The sequence below is a fragment of the Bacteroidota bacterium genome (genome assembly GCA_020402865.1).
Lineage (GTDB): Bacteria > Bacteroidota > Bacteroidia > Palsa-965 > Palsa-965.
Map to the genome: position 1 here is coordinate 1 of JADBYT010000009.1, position 15990 is coordinate 15990.

Below are 15990 nucleotides of genomic sequence, written 5' to 3' on the forward strand. Positions count from 1 at the left end.
GTAATGGTCATGTTCTGCACTTTGGTGGTGTGCGGGCATGAAGCCGGGCTGGTAATGGTTACCACCGGAGGCTGCACCGTGGGCGAATTGGGCTTGTAGGTGATCTGGCAGGTTTCGGCATCGCTGCCGGCGCTGTTGGTGCCTGTAATGCTGAGGTTGTTTACACCGCTGTTGAGCACCACAGGGAAGCTGATTGTGGCTACCGTGCCGTTGAGTGCAAAGCTGAAGTTAGTTACTGCTGCACCGTTGAACAGTACATTCACCTGACTGGCTGCCGTTACGTTGGTAATTGTAGCCGTAATGGTCATGTTCTGCACTTTGGTGGTGTGCGGGCATGAAGCCGGGCTGGTAATGGTTACCACCGGTTTGGCAGGGGCGGGCGTATTGTTGTAAAGAATGGTAGTAGCGTCATTCGCCATACCAAACTGGTTGGTAACGGTAATCTGATAGAGGTTGCTTCCGTTTTGCAGGTTAGCAGGGAAAGTAACTACGCCCGTATTGGCATTGAATGTGAAATTAGTCACATTAAGCCCGTTCTGGGTAATCTGCACGTTAGAAGCGGCAGCCACATTTTGTGTTGTGGCAGTAATCAGCTGGTTTATCTGTGTCCAGGTAACGGGCGAGCCGGCCGGGTTGGTAAAGTTTACTGTGGGAGGCACACCGTTGTTGCTGTTGCCCGATTTGAAAATGATGGTTTGATTATCATTGTCGGAACCTGCGGCATTGGTAGCCACTACATAATAGGTGTTGTTGCCCGGCTGCAGCGTATGGCTGAAGGTCATGAGCTGCGAAGTCGGGTTGAAGTTAAAGGCCGACTGCGGCATGATTTGACCGTTAATGGTAAGGCTGATCTGGCTCTGCTGCAACACGTTTTTCACACGCACAGTAAGCTGCTGGTTTACCGTTGTGGCCGTATAGGGATTGGTAGCGGGCACGGTAAAATCAACCTGCGGCGGAGGCAGCGCACTCATGTTGGGATTCTGAGTGGGATTGGTGGGAATGGGATCGGGATCGGGTTGTGTGATAACCGGAGGAGTGGGATTGTAAACAGGAGGCGTTACAACCGGCGTAGGAGGCAACGGAGGCTGGTTGTTGTTAACGGTACTTGAAGAGCTTGTGGCTCCGAAACGCCAGCGGAAAAACAAACCGGCATAATGATACATGTCTTTATTCGGTGTAGCGGCACCGGTGTGATTAAAGCGGGTTCCGTCAATCACATCATTCAATGCAAAAGTGGTGCGGTGTTCAACACCAAAAGCAAATGCATTCCATTCATAGCCTAACCCGAAGCCGGCCGAAGGCATAAACGACCATTGTGCACCATCTACACTGCCATCGGCATTGGTTTCGTAGGTATCATCAAGCATGGCATCAAGCTGATCGGCCACTACTTCCTGATTACCCGGGTTGTTGATATTGGAATAATCATACAAATTTCCTGAGGCATTAAGCAGGTTAGTGGTGGTTTTCCAATAGTTCAAACCAGCGCCGCCATAGGCATACAGCAGCACACCATGCTTACGAAGACCGTTGCTTCCGATAAGAAGTTCAGCAGCTAACTCATCATAACGAAAACGATAATTACTGAATATATCACCATTGTTTACCGGATCGGCCAGATAGTTTGTGCTGCCCGAATTCAGTACCGGATTATTCGCAATATTCAGCTTGTTGTAGTTGTAGCCAAAGTTGCGCCCGTCGATAAAACGAAAACGAAGGCCGAAGAAAAAAGGCCCCGGCATACTTTTGCGGGTAAACTTCGTAGCGTGAATGCCAAATGCCATTCCGGCCCGTGGCTGCATATCGCTGGTCTGAAACGAGGCGCCAAGATCGGCTCCCCACCACCAGGGATTGCGTTCTGCCAGTTTATTCTGACCAAAGGAGTTTGTCAGACAAAGCAGTAAAAACAAAAGGGTAAATAATCTTTTCATGGCTTCTAATCTTTTAGCGGGGTTAATTTTGGCTTAGCAGGAATTGTGCCGAAAAAATAAATTTATTTAGCCAAACTTTAGATAATTGATAATCAACATATTAAATTATCAATTAAATCCCGAAGGCAAAGCTAACCATTCCCGTTCGTAATTCAAATCCTGCCTTTGATCGTTCAAAATATTTCATGTAACGATTCAGATTTTTGATCAGGCAGGAATGATTGTTGCTGCGCAGAAGTTTGTACTTTCACACCATACTGTGGTAGTTTACTCTTCACATATACGCGGGCTGAGCGATGCCGAGCTTGTTGCACAATTTAAAGCCGATGGCAATCAGATGCTAATCGGCGAATTGTTCAGGCGGTACCGGCATCTGGTATATGGTGTATGCATGAAATACCTTGCCGATGAAGATGAGAGCCAGGACGTTCAGATGCAGGTATTCGAAAAACTGCTTACCGATCTTCATCGCCACGAAATAGCTCAGTTTAAGGGCTGGTTATATGCAGTTGCGCGCAACGAGTGCCTGATGTATCTGCGAAGCCGGAAATCAAAGCGGCTGCATGAGCAGGAATTGCAAAAAGATTTAGGGGCTGTTATGGAAACCGAAACTTCGGTGCATCCTGAGGGTGTAACAGAACATGAATGGCTGCTACGTGAAATGGAAAACAGCCTTCAGCATTTAAACGAACATCAGCGCAACTGCATTGAACTGTTTTACCTTCAGAAAAAAAGCTATCAACAGGTGGCCGATCAAACCGGCTATACCTTAACGGAAGTAAAAAGCTACATCCAAAACGGAAAACGAAATTTAAAAATCCTCCTCACCAAACAACAGCATGGCTGATCCGTTCACATATCCGCTCCTGCCGCAGTCGCCGTGTTTAACGGAGGAACAGTTGCTTGCCTATATCGACGGCAAAATGAGTGCGGCCGAACAACACGAAGCCGAACTGCACATTACCGACTGTGCCATGTGCAGCGATGCAGTTGACGGCTGGCATCTTGTAAATGACCGCGAAAAAGCCCTTGCCTTTCCGGCCGAAGTAACCATGGCCGCAGCCCCGGCCGGAACAACGCGGCAGGAAGAAAAAAACGAGCCTAAAGTAATTCCGCTCACACACAATCGCCGCCGTCTCTGGCTGAGCATTGCCGCCAGCGTGGCTGTTATTCTCGTTATTGCGGCTACAATTACCATAATTGCGCCCGGCAGCAACAAGCAGCTGGCCGAAAACACAGCAGCAAAAAAACCGGGCTCACCCGGCCAGCCTCTCCCCGCGCCTCCTTCCGAACAATCAGCTGCCCGCACGGATTCACCCTCCGCTGCCTCAAAGCTGCCGGAACCAATCATCGAAATCGGCACCACTTCTTACTACTCAAAAGAAGAAGTGTCTGAGTCGGAAATGAGTGGTGTTGCCGCATTTGAAGAAATGGCTCCCGAAGCCGCTCCTCCCGTTGTTGCCGATGACGCGATGAGCATGACCGAAATGCTTGTTGCCACCGAAGATCTTAAACTTCGGGAAAAGGAACTTGAGAAAGACGAAGCCAAAACCGATCTGGCTGCTCAAGACAGGAAGGCTGCTCCGGCTGCTATGGCAGACAGTGTGGCTGTATTTGCCAATAGCACAACCGTTTCAACCGGTAGCACAACCAGCACAACATGGAGTCAAAATGCCCAGCAGGAGCAACTGAGTGATGTGGTGGTTGCCGAAAAAGCCACCCCGAAGAAAAGTTCGGCTACCAAAACCAAGCAACGCGCTGAGGCTTCGCAGCCTTCCGCAGCAGGTGCCAACGTGGCTGTGCATCCTTCGTATTCGCGGGGTATGCAGTATATGCAGAACAAAAAATACACCGAAGCCATTACTGAATTCGATAAAGTGCTGGCCGTTAAAACCAACCTCAACTACGCCGATGCACAGTGGCAAAAAGCACTGGCGCTGATCAAACTCGGCAAAAAGGCAGAAGCCAAAACACTGCTTCAGGAAATTGTTAACGCCAAAGGCCCTTATAAAACGCAGGCTGAGGCCGAACTGAAAAAATTGTAAGTCACACTATTCATCCATACACAAAGCGGCCACACAAATTTGTGAGGCCGCTTTGCTTTATTCATTTCGGTTACTTCTTCTGGTAGAAATCAGAAAGTGTACTGGTAATGGAGAACGTATTTGTACCTCCGGCAATGTGATAGGCCGAGCGGGCATAGCTGATATTAAATTTGTAAATACGAATACCGGCACCAAACGAAAAGCCAACCATACCCGGACGTGAATCAATCAGCATTTCGCGGCGGCGCTGGTAATTAAAGCCTCCGCGCAGGAACATGGCTTTACCGATTAATATTTCAGCGCCCACCACCACGTGTCGTGCGGCCTTATCGCCAAAGGTGCGGAAACGGCTTACTTTAATTGAATCGCCGGTGAGCGGATCAACCGTTTGGGGAGGATTTGCAGGGTCGATATACGTTAAATCCCACTGCTGAAGATGCTGCAGCGTCATAAAGATCCGGATGGGCATGTGCTTAGGTTTCTTTGAGAAACCGGCTTCAATTTCAAACGGTAAACTTTCGCGGTTGCCTGAGGTATAAGTCGAAAGCATGCGTCCGGTGTTACGGATCATAATTGAAGCCGAGAAGTTTTTGGCGGGGCGGTGATAGGTTACTGCCGCATCAAAAGCCAGTGCGTTGGCCTGCCAGAGGTAGAGGTTTGACTGCAGAAATTTGAGGTTGGCCCCCACGGTAAACATGCTGTCGAGCTGGCGGCTGTAGCCGAGGGTAATGCCATATTCACCGGCGGTAAACTCGCCAATGATGGCACCGGTGTTGTCGGTTTCGGTAAAATCGCCGTAATTGATGCGGGACGCACTCAATGCAAATGTGCCAATGGAATCCACATGCCAGGCAAAGGCCGCATATCCCACGCGGATATCGGTGAAATAATCCACAAAACTAAACGCAAGCTGGCTGGAGGTCCGTTTTGAAAGCAGCGAGGGATTCCATACGGCCATATTCAGGTCGTGGTCATACACGCTCAGCGCCTTCCCGCCCAATGCAGCCGCACGGGCCGAAAGCGGCAGATCCGTAAATCCGAACGCGGCAGAACCGCCAATTTGCGCCTGCAGGCCAGCCGGACCAAGCCACACGGCAAAAACGAGTAAAAACAGCTTTTTCATTCAGGACTTAAAAATACGTAATTGGTGCAAACCGCATCATTAACGTTTGCCCGGCTGCTTTATTATTTCGCCGGGCGTTTATCTTTGCGGCATGACAGATCAGGGACACGTAACCACCGGAATTGAAAACGGTATAGGCACCGTTACATTTTTTCATCCCCAGAGCAATTCGCTGCCCGGGGCTTTACTGCGTAAACTGGCAGAGGCCATTACCGAAATGGGTAATAACCCCGAAGCCCGGGTAATTGTGCTGCGAAGTGAAGGTGAAAAAGCGTTTTGCGCAGGCGCTTCATTTGATGAACTGATCAGCATCAAGGACATAGAAACCGGCAAGCAGTTTTTCTCGGGCTTTGCCATGGTTATCAACGCAATGCGTAAAGCGCCCAAGTTCGTGATTGCGCGCGTGCAGGGCAAAGCCGTGGGCGGTGGTGTGGGCCTTGCTTCGGCAGCCGATTATACACTGGCGGTTTCTGCGGCTTCAGTAAAACTTTCGGAGCTGGCTGTTGGCATTGGCCCGTTTGTGGTAGGCCCCGCCGTAGAACGCAAAATGGGCACATCCGCCTTTACCAACTTAGCCATAAACGCCAGCGAATGGCGCAATGCACAATGGGCACAACAGCACGGACTCTATGCCGATGTGTATGACGATTCTGCCGCGCTTGATGAAGGCGTAAATGCTCTCGCAAAACGGCTCGCCGCCAGCAACCCGGAGGCCATGAGCATGCTTAAAAAAGTGTTCTGGCAGGGCACCGACCATTGGGACACCCTCCTCACCGAACGCGCACTGATGAGTGGCACGCTTGTGCTTTCTGAATTTACAGTAAATGCCATCAACTCGTTCAAGGCCAAAGCCTGAATGCACAATAAAAAAACAAACAGCCCTTCGCGAGAGGGGCTGTTTGTTTTTTATGCTAACGATTCACAACCAGCTTGGCAGTGTGAGGTTTATTCGCGGAATCTGTAATCCGAACCTGATAAATTCCTTCCGGAAGATTGCTGATATCAAGCTGCCGGCCGGAGGATCCTGACGGAACAGATACACGCATCACCGTGCGACCATCAACAGCAATGATTTCGGCCAAAGCATTACCCGAAAAATTCAGCTCAATGGCAAGCACATCCGAAGCCGGATTCGGATATACATTGATCACAGCCTCACTATTTTCCGCTACCGATACCTGATTGATGCAATTATCAGTCACTGTAGCCAACATCAATTGTGTGGAAAGCGATGACACTTCGTTAACCGGTGTATAAGGCGATAATGTAACGGCAAACGGAACAGGATTACTTAGATTAATCGAATATAGCGTATAATTTGTGCTTACCTGCGTACATCCGCCAAACTGAAAGTCGGTGCCCGACATCGGATTGGTTTTAATAATGCGGGTTTTGTAATAATCTGTACTTTCACCTGCAAGATAAATGCTCCCGTCGCTGATTTGAAAAAAAGCTTCAGCTGAAAACGTTGTGGAATCTGCATAATTAATACCATTGTTCACCGACGGGCTGGCCGACCAATTACACAATCTTGTACCGAAAGTGTTATTACCATGTACAGAAACATACCCTCCGGAGTGGTAAAATAAGGCATTGGTAAAAGGCTGAGTACTGAATGGAGACCATCTTGCCTGGGAAATATTCCCTGCACTGTCTAATTCAACTAATCGGTTGGCTGAAGCTGAATTCCATAAAAGCAACGCTTTAATTGATTTGGCCGAATCAGTCACAATAGCTTGTAGAAATCCCCATTGCGCACATTGTTTCGAACTAACCAGCGTACCTGCTGAATCAATTGTAAATAAATTCACATCGTTTCCGGGTACATTTTGTGCGCCGATATGTACTCCGGAAGCAGGAGCTTCATTTATTGTAGCCAGTTGTTGTCTTGGCGAAGTGCCAAATGTTTTTCCCCAAAGTAAATTACCCGAAGCCGAAAAACGCAATAAAATAATTGCTTCGGCAGATGGAAAATTACTTTCATCCGTAGCCAGATAAATACTCCCGTCGCTCGCTTCAACCAATTTGGAATTACCTCCCAAATCAAATCCTGAAGGGCCGCCCGATGAATACTCCTTTTCCCATAGCAAAGCACCGGCACTGTTTATTCTGAAAAGCCCCACTGAAAGCCTGTTCGTGCTGGTATTTAACGATGAGGTGGAAACAAGAATATCTCCATTGGAGGCTTCAATAATATCACTCCCTCCCGAATAGTCAACACTCGAATTGTAAAACTCAATGTACCAGATCAGATTCCCGTCTGCATCGTAACGATTTACATTAAAGGCATTATTCGCAGTTTGAGCTGATGAATAGACCGTTACAAAATCACCATTAGCACAACCGGCCATTTCAGAAAATACGGGATCATTGGACATTACCGTAATTTTATCAAAACTTGAAGTCTGCGAAAATCCTGTGCATCCAATAAATAAAGATGCTAATATTTGTATATATATTTTCATTGTAATTTTTCCGCCAAAGTAATACAGATAATCAAAAAAAATAAATCACTAAAGTGAATAAATGAAACTAATTGCTTTAGATTATTGATCTACAAATGCATAAAAATAAAGGCTTAATCACCTGAATAAATCTAAATATAAAACAATAATTAGTTTATCGATTTACCTTAACATGGTAGTTTAAATTGTATTTAAAATAAGTTATGAAGCCATTAGGTCAGACAAATCGACTTTTGCCCATCCCAACAAAACTGTTGAGACGGGCAAAAAAGTGAACGATGTATGGTTCAAAATGGAATATCACAAACTCGAATTAATACACACCGAAGTATGGTGCAAAAATGCATATGACAGATTTATGAAATAATCGTTGAACAGCCACTTAATTATCGACTGATAACCAATTTGGCTGAGCGGGGTTGTCTATTACCATCAGATAGTTTAAGTAAATAGACACCCTCTGGAAGCATACTTGTATTTAGTGTCAGGCTATTTGTTCCTGAGTGCATTTGTGATTGAAGTAAAAGCTGCCCTGTCGCCGCATAAATTTCAACCATTACATCACCCGAAAAACGGCCAGATACATTCACAAGGTCTGTGGCCGGATTGGGATACACCTCAAACCCGGTCTGCAATGTTTCATCAATTGAAACAAGTGAACAGTTATTGATTACATTGGCTGATGCTGTTTGTACCTGAAAAGACGAATTTTCGACCACCGGACTGTAGGCTGAAATTACCAATGCTTGCGGCAATGGATTGGCCATCCCGGCCGAAACGATTGTAAAATCAGCCGTAGCCTGGGCACATCCGTCGGACGGGAAATTGAAACCAATCATCGGTTTGGTTTTAATAAACCTTGTTTTTTGCGTTTGCGGACTTGCAGCAGATATACCTGACAGGTAGATTCCACCGTCGGCTGCAGCAAAAAAATCGAATGCCGTAAACGATGACGAGTTTGTAAACTGCAAACCATTGGTAAGAGAAGGCCCTGCAGACCAGCTGCAGAGCATGGTTCCGCCGCCCGACATTTCGTGAAGTGAAACATAACCTCCGCCAAGCCACAGTAAATCAGTCCCCCACGAGGTTGCCGCAATTGATGCCTCATTTACTGCCGTAACATTACCAGTACTGTCTAATTCCACCAAACGTGTCCAGGTCTGATAATCGCAACCAAGTATGGCTTTGGGCCGGTGGTTTGCATCAGTCACAAAATCGGTAATATTTCCGGTAAGCGTATAGTTGTACTTTAATGAGCGGGTAACAACTCCGGCAGAATCGAAAGTAATTAGATGCGTATTTCCATTAATATTACTTGAAGCACCAATATGTACGCCACCGGCCGCAGCCTTACGCATTTGTACAACTACCATTGGGGGGGCCAGACCGGGACTTTTCCCCCAAAGTAAATTCCCTGAAGCCGAAAAGCGAAACAAAATCATAGCTTCCGTGCTGGGATTTTGCGACACGTTAATATCAGCTAAAGCAAGGAAAATACTTCCGTCTGTAGCTTCAACTACTTTAGAGTAAGCCACAAACACATCGCTGAGCATGCTGCCTGTTGAATAGAGTCTTTCCCAAAGTAAAGTTCCCTGACTGGTTATGCGAATAAGGCCTGAAGTCTGTGTGTTATTGAGCGCCGAAAATGCAATAATGAGATCTCCGTTTGATGCTTCTGTTACATCGTTGGCACTGCAACTGGATACACTTTGATTCAGGTACTCTTTTTGCCAGACAAAATCCCCATCTTCATCATACCTGATTACTGAAAATGCATTCGGAACATTTACGTTACCCGAAAATACAGATACAAGATCGCCGTTGGCGCATTGAACTGTTTTACGTAATGCGGGAGCATTGCTTAGTAATGTGCTTTTATCGAAACTGAGAAGTTGTGCATTTGCTGTTAGTGAGAAAAGAAGTAAAAAAACGATGAATGTTTGCCTTGTATTCATAACTGAGTTTTTTTCAATGATAACGCAAAAGGGTGGTTTTGCTACGGTTTCTTTAGTATCTGAAAAAAACGTTAGATTGTGCAGACAAGCGTTTCATAAGGAAATCGGAAGTGAGATGCATTATCGAAGAAAATCATTAGATGGATAAAACTAAACTTTAACTGGAAAAGACCACATAAAAGATCGAACCGTTGATTATGATATAAGTCTGGTATCATCGACAAAACAGGTATTTACAAAAAAAATCATTTATGATTAAACCTTCTTCCACCAGCTGCGTCAAAATACAAAACAGCCACTATGCGTTACCTTCTCTTCCTCCTGCTGCTCACTCCGTCCGTGGTTAAAGCACAAAGCAACGATGCTGATTCACTCGGATTGCCGGGCGACAATTTTGATCTCTACGGTGTACTTGAGCTTTTCAAAAAAGCCGAAAGCATTTCTGCTTTTGAAGAAGCCATCAACAAACAAAGCAACGAAGTAAACAACCTCGATCTTGATGAAGACGGGAATGTGGACTATGTGCAGGTGGTTGACAACATGAGCAAAGACACGCATGCACTTGTGCTTCGTGTGGCGGTGAGTGAAACGGAAACGCAGGATATAGCCGTAATAGGTATTGAGAAAAGCGGCGAAAACAATGCCGTGCTTCAGATTGTGGGCGATGAGGAGCTTTACGGTAAAGATTATATTCTTGAACCGGCCGATGAGGTGGAAGAAAAATCAGGTCGCGGGCCGGCGGCTTATTCGCCAAACGGTATGGCCCGTGCGCCCATTGTAATTGTGAATGTGTGGTACTGGCCTGGCGTGCGTTACATGTATGCGCCGGGCTATGTGGTGTGGCGTTCGCCGTGGCGCTGGCGTGCTTATCCGGTGTGGTGGTCGCCGTGGCATCCGGTTGCCTGGCGTGTGCACCATGCGCGCGTGGTTCGCTACCGGCATGTGTATTGCCGCCGGGTAACCGTTTACCGTGTACATCACGCGCGTCGCGTATATAGTCCGCACCGGGCTGCTGCCCCCAGCGTACAACGCCGCACAGCTGCCCGCCGCGCCAACAATCCGGCACAGGTGCAGCGCAGCCAGCAAACGCAACGCAACCAGCCTGCTGCACAAAATACACAGCGTAATACACAAACAAAGCAAAACAAGCAGGCCGTAAAAGCACAAAACCGCCCGGCCGCCAAGGCACAAACTGCGCCACGCAATAAGGCCGGAAAGGCTGGCGGCGGCCGCGCACAATCTAAACCTGCGGGTACACGGCCACGATAATGTTCCGTCACCATGTAAACTAAAACCGCCCGGATGTATATGTCCGGGCGGTTTTAGTATGGTGTTATGTTCAGTTATAAGTGGCTTTAAGCCTTGCCCGCTGCCAGTCGTTCCAGCCCGGGCCAAATATATAATCGCTTATTGTGCGGCGGTTTGAGGCCTGTTCGTAGTAATATTTCATAGCAGCAATACACGGCCCGGCCAAACGTGTGTTGCTGCTGAAACCGGCCTGCACCAAGTTTTTCATTAGTGCTTCGTCGAAATAGTTTAACCGTTTCAGCGCATTGGCAGCGTTTACCCGTGTACGGAATTCGTACGACACGCTGGTAAGATTAACAAGCTGCTTAAAAGCCTCAGGTGTGGCATTGAAACGCGCCTGCACTTCGAGCCTTTTCACGAGCACGTTCCGGCCCGACGTACCTTCCACACCATCTGTGGCTTTAAGGTAGTTTGCCGTGTTGGCCGGGTACTCAAAGCTGAGCTTGTCGAGCGCCATTTCCACCACCTGATACGAACGTGCAGTAAGCAGCTTTTCGAAATCAGGCAGCAGGTCTTTGGAAATTGAAGTGGTGAAGTTAAGCACGGCTTTCTGCACATTGGCATCGCCGCTCTTAATCGCATCGCGCACCATAGCTTGTGAAGCCGGATCAGGATCATTGGCCAGCTGGCTCAACACTTCCGAACGACAAAAGTGATAATTGTCTTTGGAAAAAACATTCAGCAACACTTCGCGGCGCTGTGTAAGCGGAAATTCACGCAAAGCCATCAACGCAGCATGCCGGTCGAGCAGCCCTTCGGCATTAAGCGCCTGATTTTTCAGCCAATCAAACGGTTTGCGGAATGTTACCTTCTTCATCACCTCGCTGTTCGGATCAAAAAGCACATACGCCACTTTTTTTGCGGAAGTGTTGGCAATGTCAACCGTTTCGGTTTTACGGCTTATCCATTTCTCCACACGCTCTTTGCTTCCATCGGTATAATGCACTTCAAACCAAATAGGCATGCTGAACAGGCCGGTGGTTTGGTTTTGCGGCTGCACCTGCTCTACCGTAAAACGGGTCACTGCTCCGGCTGAGCCTTTTAGTTCTTCCGCATTCACTTCATACCACGGCTCTCCTCCTCTGTAAATCCACTGATCCCAGAACCAGTCGAGCGACATGCCTGTGGTTTCGTTAAACGCCACCAGCAAATCGTGCGAATCGACATTGGCATACGGATGTTTTTTGAGGTAATGCTGTATGGCCCGGTTATATACTTCGCGCCCGCCCACCACATTCTTCAGCATATTGAGCACAAACGCACCTTTCGGGTAATGCCGCACCGAACCGCTCTGGCTGTGCGCCACCGGCAGGTTGTTCAGCTTGGTTTCATTCAGCGAATTGTTAATGGCATCGTACCGCTGCACATCAAAATAATTTTTGCCATACACTTCGCGCTCAAAAAGCATGTTGTAATAGGTGGCAAAACTTTCCTGCAGCCAGTGGTGCGCATCGCTTCGGGCGGTTACATAATCGCCAAACCACTGGTGCGCCAGTTCGTGTGCATTTACGCCTACATACGCGCGGTCTAGTTCGGCACGTTCATCCACAAACAGAAAATCGCCAAACACGGTGGCCGTGGTGTTTTCCATGGCACCATACATAAATTCCTGCACCGGAATCTGCGAGTAACTTTCCCAGGGGTAAGGCACACCGGTTTCGGTTTCAAAAAAATCCATCATCTCCGCACTGTATCTGTATGTTGCATCTACGCGGTCTTTCCATTCGGGATAGTAATACAGATTAATCGGCACACCCGATTTCGATTTGGTTTGTTTGATGTCGTAAATACCAATACCCAGCATCACCAGATAAGGTGCATGCGGCTTGTTCATACGGTAGTGCCAGGTGCGCGTGCCGTCTTTGTTCAGTTTCTCACTTTTCTTCACACCGTTCGACAATACTTTATATTCACCACCGAAAGTCACAATCATTTCGGTAGTGAGTTTATCATTCATCTCGTCGTAAAACGGAATCCAGTTTCGGTTGTCGATGCCTTGTCCCTGGCTCCAGATCTGTTTGCGGCAAATATTGGCCGGATCGTTCCAGCCAATAAAATAGAGGCCTTTTTGCGGATTGGCTTCATACACCACCGTAAGGCTGTCGGTTTCGCCGTAAGGCAATGAGCGGCCTGTATGTATCCACATGCCCTGCTTTTCGCTGCGCCAGGTAGCCGGTTTTCCGTTTACCGTTACACTGCTTACGCGTATGCCCGGCCCGTCGAGCCAAACCGAATCTACTTTGGGGCGCAGCGGTGTGAAACGGTGTGTGACTTTGCCTTTCACCAAACCCTGCGCAGGTTCAAATGTAAGTTCAAGCCGCATGTGCTGAAAATCCACAAACCGTTCGCGCGGGGCCCAGGCCTCATCGTTCAGATAAGCGCGAATGCCATCGCTGCCTTCACCGTTTCCAACCGGCTGAGCCCATGCCTGCAGGTTCAGGAAACAGACACCTGCCCAGAGTATCAACTTCGTTTTCATGGAAGCAAGTTTAACCAGAATACCTCAGCACGCCCAGCTATTTCGACACAACCGGGCAAAGCAACAGATGAACCCGTTTCTGCTATGGATAAACGGCTCTTACGACTTAAAAAGCTCGCTGCTGAACACCGCATTACCCCGCTGCCGCAAATTATAATTGCTCACCATCACTTCGCCGTAGGCTCCGGCCGTGCGCAACGCCACCAGATCGCCGCGTTTGAGTTCGGGCAGTTCAAGCGCCTTCGCAAAACAGTCGGTTGATTCGCACACCGGCCCCACCACATCATACTTCTGCACCTCACCCGCAGAAGGTGATAGCACATCAATGCGGTGATAAGCCTGATACAACGCCGGGCGTATCAGCTCCGTCATACCGGCATCCAGCACGGCAAAATTGGTCTGCAACCCTTTCTTCACATACAGCACACGGCTAATCAGCGAACCGCATTGCGCAATGATGGAACGCCCCAGCTCAAAATGAATTTGCTGACCGGCACGACGTTCAATAAACTTTGCGAATATTTCAAAGTACGCGGCAAAATCAGCTACCGGCTCGGAATCAGGCTCGTAGTAATTTACACCAAGCCCTCCGCCCAGATTAAGGTGCGGCAGCGGCAATTCGTACAACGCGAAAAGCTGCTGCAGGCGGTTCACTTTTGTACACAAGGCACGGAACACATTCAAATCGGTAATCTGTGAACCGATGTGTACATGCAGCCCCATACACTGCACGTGCGGGTGTTGCTTAAACAGAGCTATCACCTCGCCTATTTCGTGCAGGCCAATGCCAAATTTATTTTCTTCCAGTCCGGTAGTAATGTAGTGGTGTGTGCGTGCATCCACGTTAGGATTTACGCGCAGCGCCACGCGCACAGTTTTTCCGGCATCAGCAGCCAGCGCGGCAATTACTTCAAGTTCCTGCAGCGATTCGCAGTTGAAGCAGAATATGTCGTGGTGCAGCGCCAGTTTTATTTCGGCATCGGTTTTTCCCACACCGGCAAATACAATTTGTGAAGGTGCAAAACCGCAGTCAATGGCACGCTGCACTTCGTTGCCGCTCACACAGTCGGCCCCAAGTCCGGCCTGGCGTATCAGTTGCAGCAATTCAGGATGGGCATTGGCTTTCAACGCATAGTGTACGTGAAAGTCGTGTGCACCTGCAGCCTTAGTAAGCACATCAAGCGTATGGCGCAGCAGTTGCGTATCGTAATAGTAAAACGGCGTGGCAAGCGTATCGAAGTGCGAAAGCAGCTTTGCCTTGTTGGTGGTAAACGCAGTGCTGCTCATTGTATGCCGCGTGTTAAAAATTCGTCGGCAAAAAGACCTTCGTTCAGCGCCAGCAGCGTGTCGTTTTTGCGCTGCGTGTCCACCAGCACCGAAATATTATGTTCGCTTCCGCCGTAAGAAATCATGCGTATCGGAATTGTGCGCAGCGCGGCAAACACGCGCGATGCATAGCCGTGTGTATCAGCACCAAACGAGCCTACAATGCACACAATGCTCTGGTTGCGGTCAACCGTTACTTCGCCAAACTCGCGGAGTTCTTCTTCTATTTCGCTCAGGTGTGTATTGTCGTCAATTGTAAGCGACACGGCTACTTCCGAGGTGGTAATTAAATCAATCGGTGTGCGGTAGCGTTCAAACACTTCAAACACGGCACGCAGAAAACCGTAGGCCAGCAGCATGCGTCCGGAGCGTATGTTTATAGCCGTAATGCCATCTTTGGCGGCCACAGCTGTAATGCGGTCGCCTTGCAGAGCGCCGCTTATGCATGTGCCTTTGGCATCGGGCTGCATGGTATTGAGCAGGCGCACGGGCACATTGGCTTTTTGTGCAGGCAGCACGCAGGTAGGGTGCAGAATTTTTGCGCCAAAATAGGCCAGCTCAGCGGCTTCGTCAAACGAGAGTTCATGCACCGGAAAGGTATGCGGTACAATGCGCGGATCGTTGTTGTGCATGCCGTCAATATCGGTCCATATCTGCACTTCGCGTGCGCCAATGGCGGCTCCGGCCAGCGTGGCGGTGTAGTCGCTGCCGCCTCGTTTCAGGTTGTCTATATTGCCTTTACTGTTGCGGCAAATGTAGCCTTGTGTAATAAACAGGTTTACGCCGGAATGTTTTGCCAATTGCTGTTTCAGGTGTTCGGCTATATAGCGCATGTCGGGCTCTTCCTTGTCGTCGAGCCGCATAAATTCCAGCGCCGGAAGCAGGGCCGACTGTATGCCGCTTTCTTCAAGGAAAAATTGCACTAATCCGGTGCTCAGCAGTTCGCCGGTGGCCAGCACTTCTTTTTCTTCGGCCGCAGTAAAAAGGTCGGCGGCCAGGTTGCGCAGGCGGTTAAAATGCGCTTCAATAAATTCGTGGCCCGGTTTTCGGTTTTTCTCCAGCAGTTCGTCGGTTACCGCATGGTAACGCGTTTCCATTTCATCAATAAGCGTGGCCGCTTCCGCTTGGTTTCCCACAAGGAGTTCGGCCGAAATAGCCACCAGCTGATTAGTGGTTCCGGACATGGCCGAGAGTACCACCAGATTAGGTTCGGCCACGGTAATCAGCGGCACCAGTGCACGCATACGGGCTGCGCTTCCCACTGAGGTGCCTCCGAATTTTTGAACAAGCATGTTAGTATTGCTTCATAGTAATGCAGGCGGTGCAAAGATGATCTTTTTTTCGGGAAGGTGAAAAAG

The 15990-nt window shown here is 48.6% G+C and carries 11 protein-coding genes; 4 read left to right on the top strand and 7 right to left on the bottom strand.

Features of this window, described 5'->3' with window-relative positions:
- Window positions 1-1931, bottom strand: a 1931-nt coding sequence (locus IM638_07280; protein ID MCA6362825.1) for a hypothetical protein, incomplete at its 3' end; no start/stop codon positions are given.
- Window positions 1932-2148: 217 nt separating this feature from the next.
- Here IM638_07280 and IM638_07285 point away from each other — a divergent pair.
- Both IM638_07285 and IM638_07290 read left to right on the top strand, forming a co-directional pair.
- A complete protein-coding gene (locus IM638_07285) occupies window positions 2149-2778 on the top strand; it encodes a sigma-70 family RNA polymerase sigma factor (protein ID MCA6362826.1) in 630 nt (209 codons plus the stop codon).
- A complete protein-coding gene (locus tag IM638_07290; GenBank protein ID MCA6362827.1) occupies window positions 2771-3976 on the top strand; it encodes a hypothetical protein in 1206 nt (401 codons plus the stop codon). Before IM638_07285 ends, IM638_07290 begins: the two co-directional genes overlap by 8 nt.
- A 70-nt stretch (window positions 3977-4046) precedes the next feature.
- Here the strand turns inward: IM638_07290 and porQ are convergent, their stop codons facing one another.
- Window positions 4047-5099 (bottom strand): type IX secretion system protein PorQ, encoded by a 1053-nt coding sequence (gene porQ / locus IM638_07295; protein MCA6362828.1) that lies wholly within the window; start codon window positions 5097-5099, stop codon window positions 4047-4049.
- A gap of 91 nt (window positions 5100-5190) precedes the next feature.
- Between porQ and IM638_07300 the strand changes: the two genes are divergently transcribed.
- Window positions 5191-5955, top strand: coding sequence for an enoyl-CoA hydratase/isomerase family protein (locus IM638_07300; GenBank protein MCA6362829.1), 765 nt, complete (start codon window positions 5191-5193; stop codon window positions 5953-5955).
- Between the two features lie 55 nt (window positions 5956-6010).
- Here IM638_07300 and IM638_07305 read toward each other — a convergent pair whose 3' ends face one another.
- Both IM638_07305 and IM638_07310 read right to left on the bottom strand, forming a co-directional pair.
- A complete protein-coding gene (locus IM638_07305) occupies window positions 6011-7477 on the bottom strand; it encodes a T9SS type A sorting domain-containing protein (protein MCA6362830.1) in 1467 nt (488 codons plus the stop codon).
- 473 nt (window positions 7478-7950) lie between these two features.
- The gene (locus IM638_07310) at window positions 7951-9519 is read right to left on the bottom strand and encodes a T9SS type A sorting domain-containing protein (GenBank protein MCA6362831.1); all 1569 of its coding nucleotides are present in this window, start codon (window positions 9517-9519) and stop codon (window positions 7951-7953) included.
- Window positions 9520-9819: 300 nt separating this feature from the next.
- Here IM638_07310 and IM638_07315 point away from each other — a divergent pair, with 300 nt between their 5' ends.
- Window positions 9820-10788 carry a hypothetical protein gene (locus IM638_07315; GenBank protein MCA6362832.1) on the top strand — a complete coding sequence of 323 codons (969 nt, stop codon included), beginning with the start codon at window positions 9820-9822 and terminating at the stop codon, window positions 10786-10788.
- 70 nt (window positions 10789-10858) lie between these two features.
- On the opposite strand, the gene IM638_07320 is transcribed toward IM638_07315, so the two are convergent.
- From IM638_07320 to IM638_07330, 3 genes are all read right to left on the bottom strand, one after another.
- Complete coding sequence (locus IM638_07320; GenBank protein MCA6362833.1) at window positions 10859-13306, bottom strand: M1 family metallopeptidase; 2448 nt, start codon at window positions 13304-13306, stop codon at window positions 10859-10861.
- Between the two features lie 99 nt (window positions 13307-13405).
- Complete coding sequence (gene lysA, locus IM638_07325; GenBank protein MCA6362834.1) at window positions 13406-14593, bottom strand: diaminopimelate decarboxylase; 1188 nt, start codon at window positions 14591-14593, stop codon at window positions 13406-13408.
- Window positions 14590-15924 (bottom strand): aspartate kinase, encoded by a 1335-nt coding sequence (locus IM638_07330; protein MCA6362835.1) that lies wholly within the window; start codon window positions 15922-15924, stop codon window positions 14590-14592. Before IM638_07330 ends, lysA begins: the two co-directional genes overlap by 4 nt.
- Window positions 15925-15990: the final 66 nt, after the last annotated feature.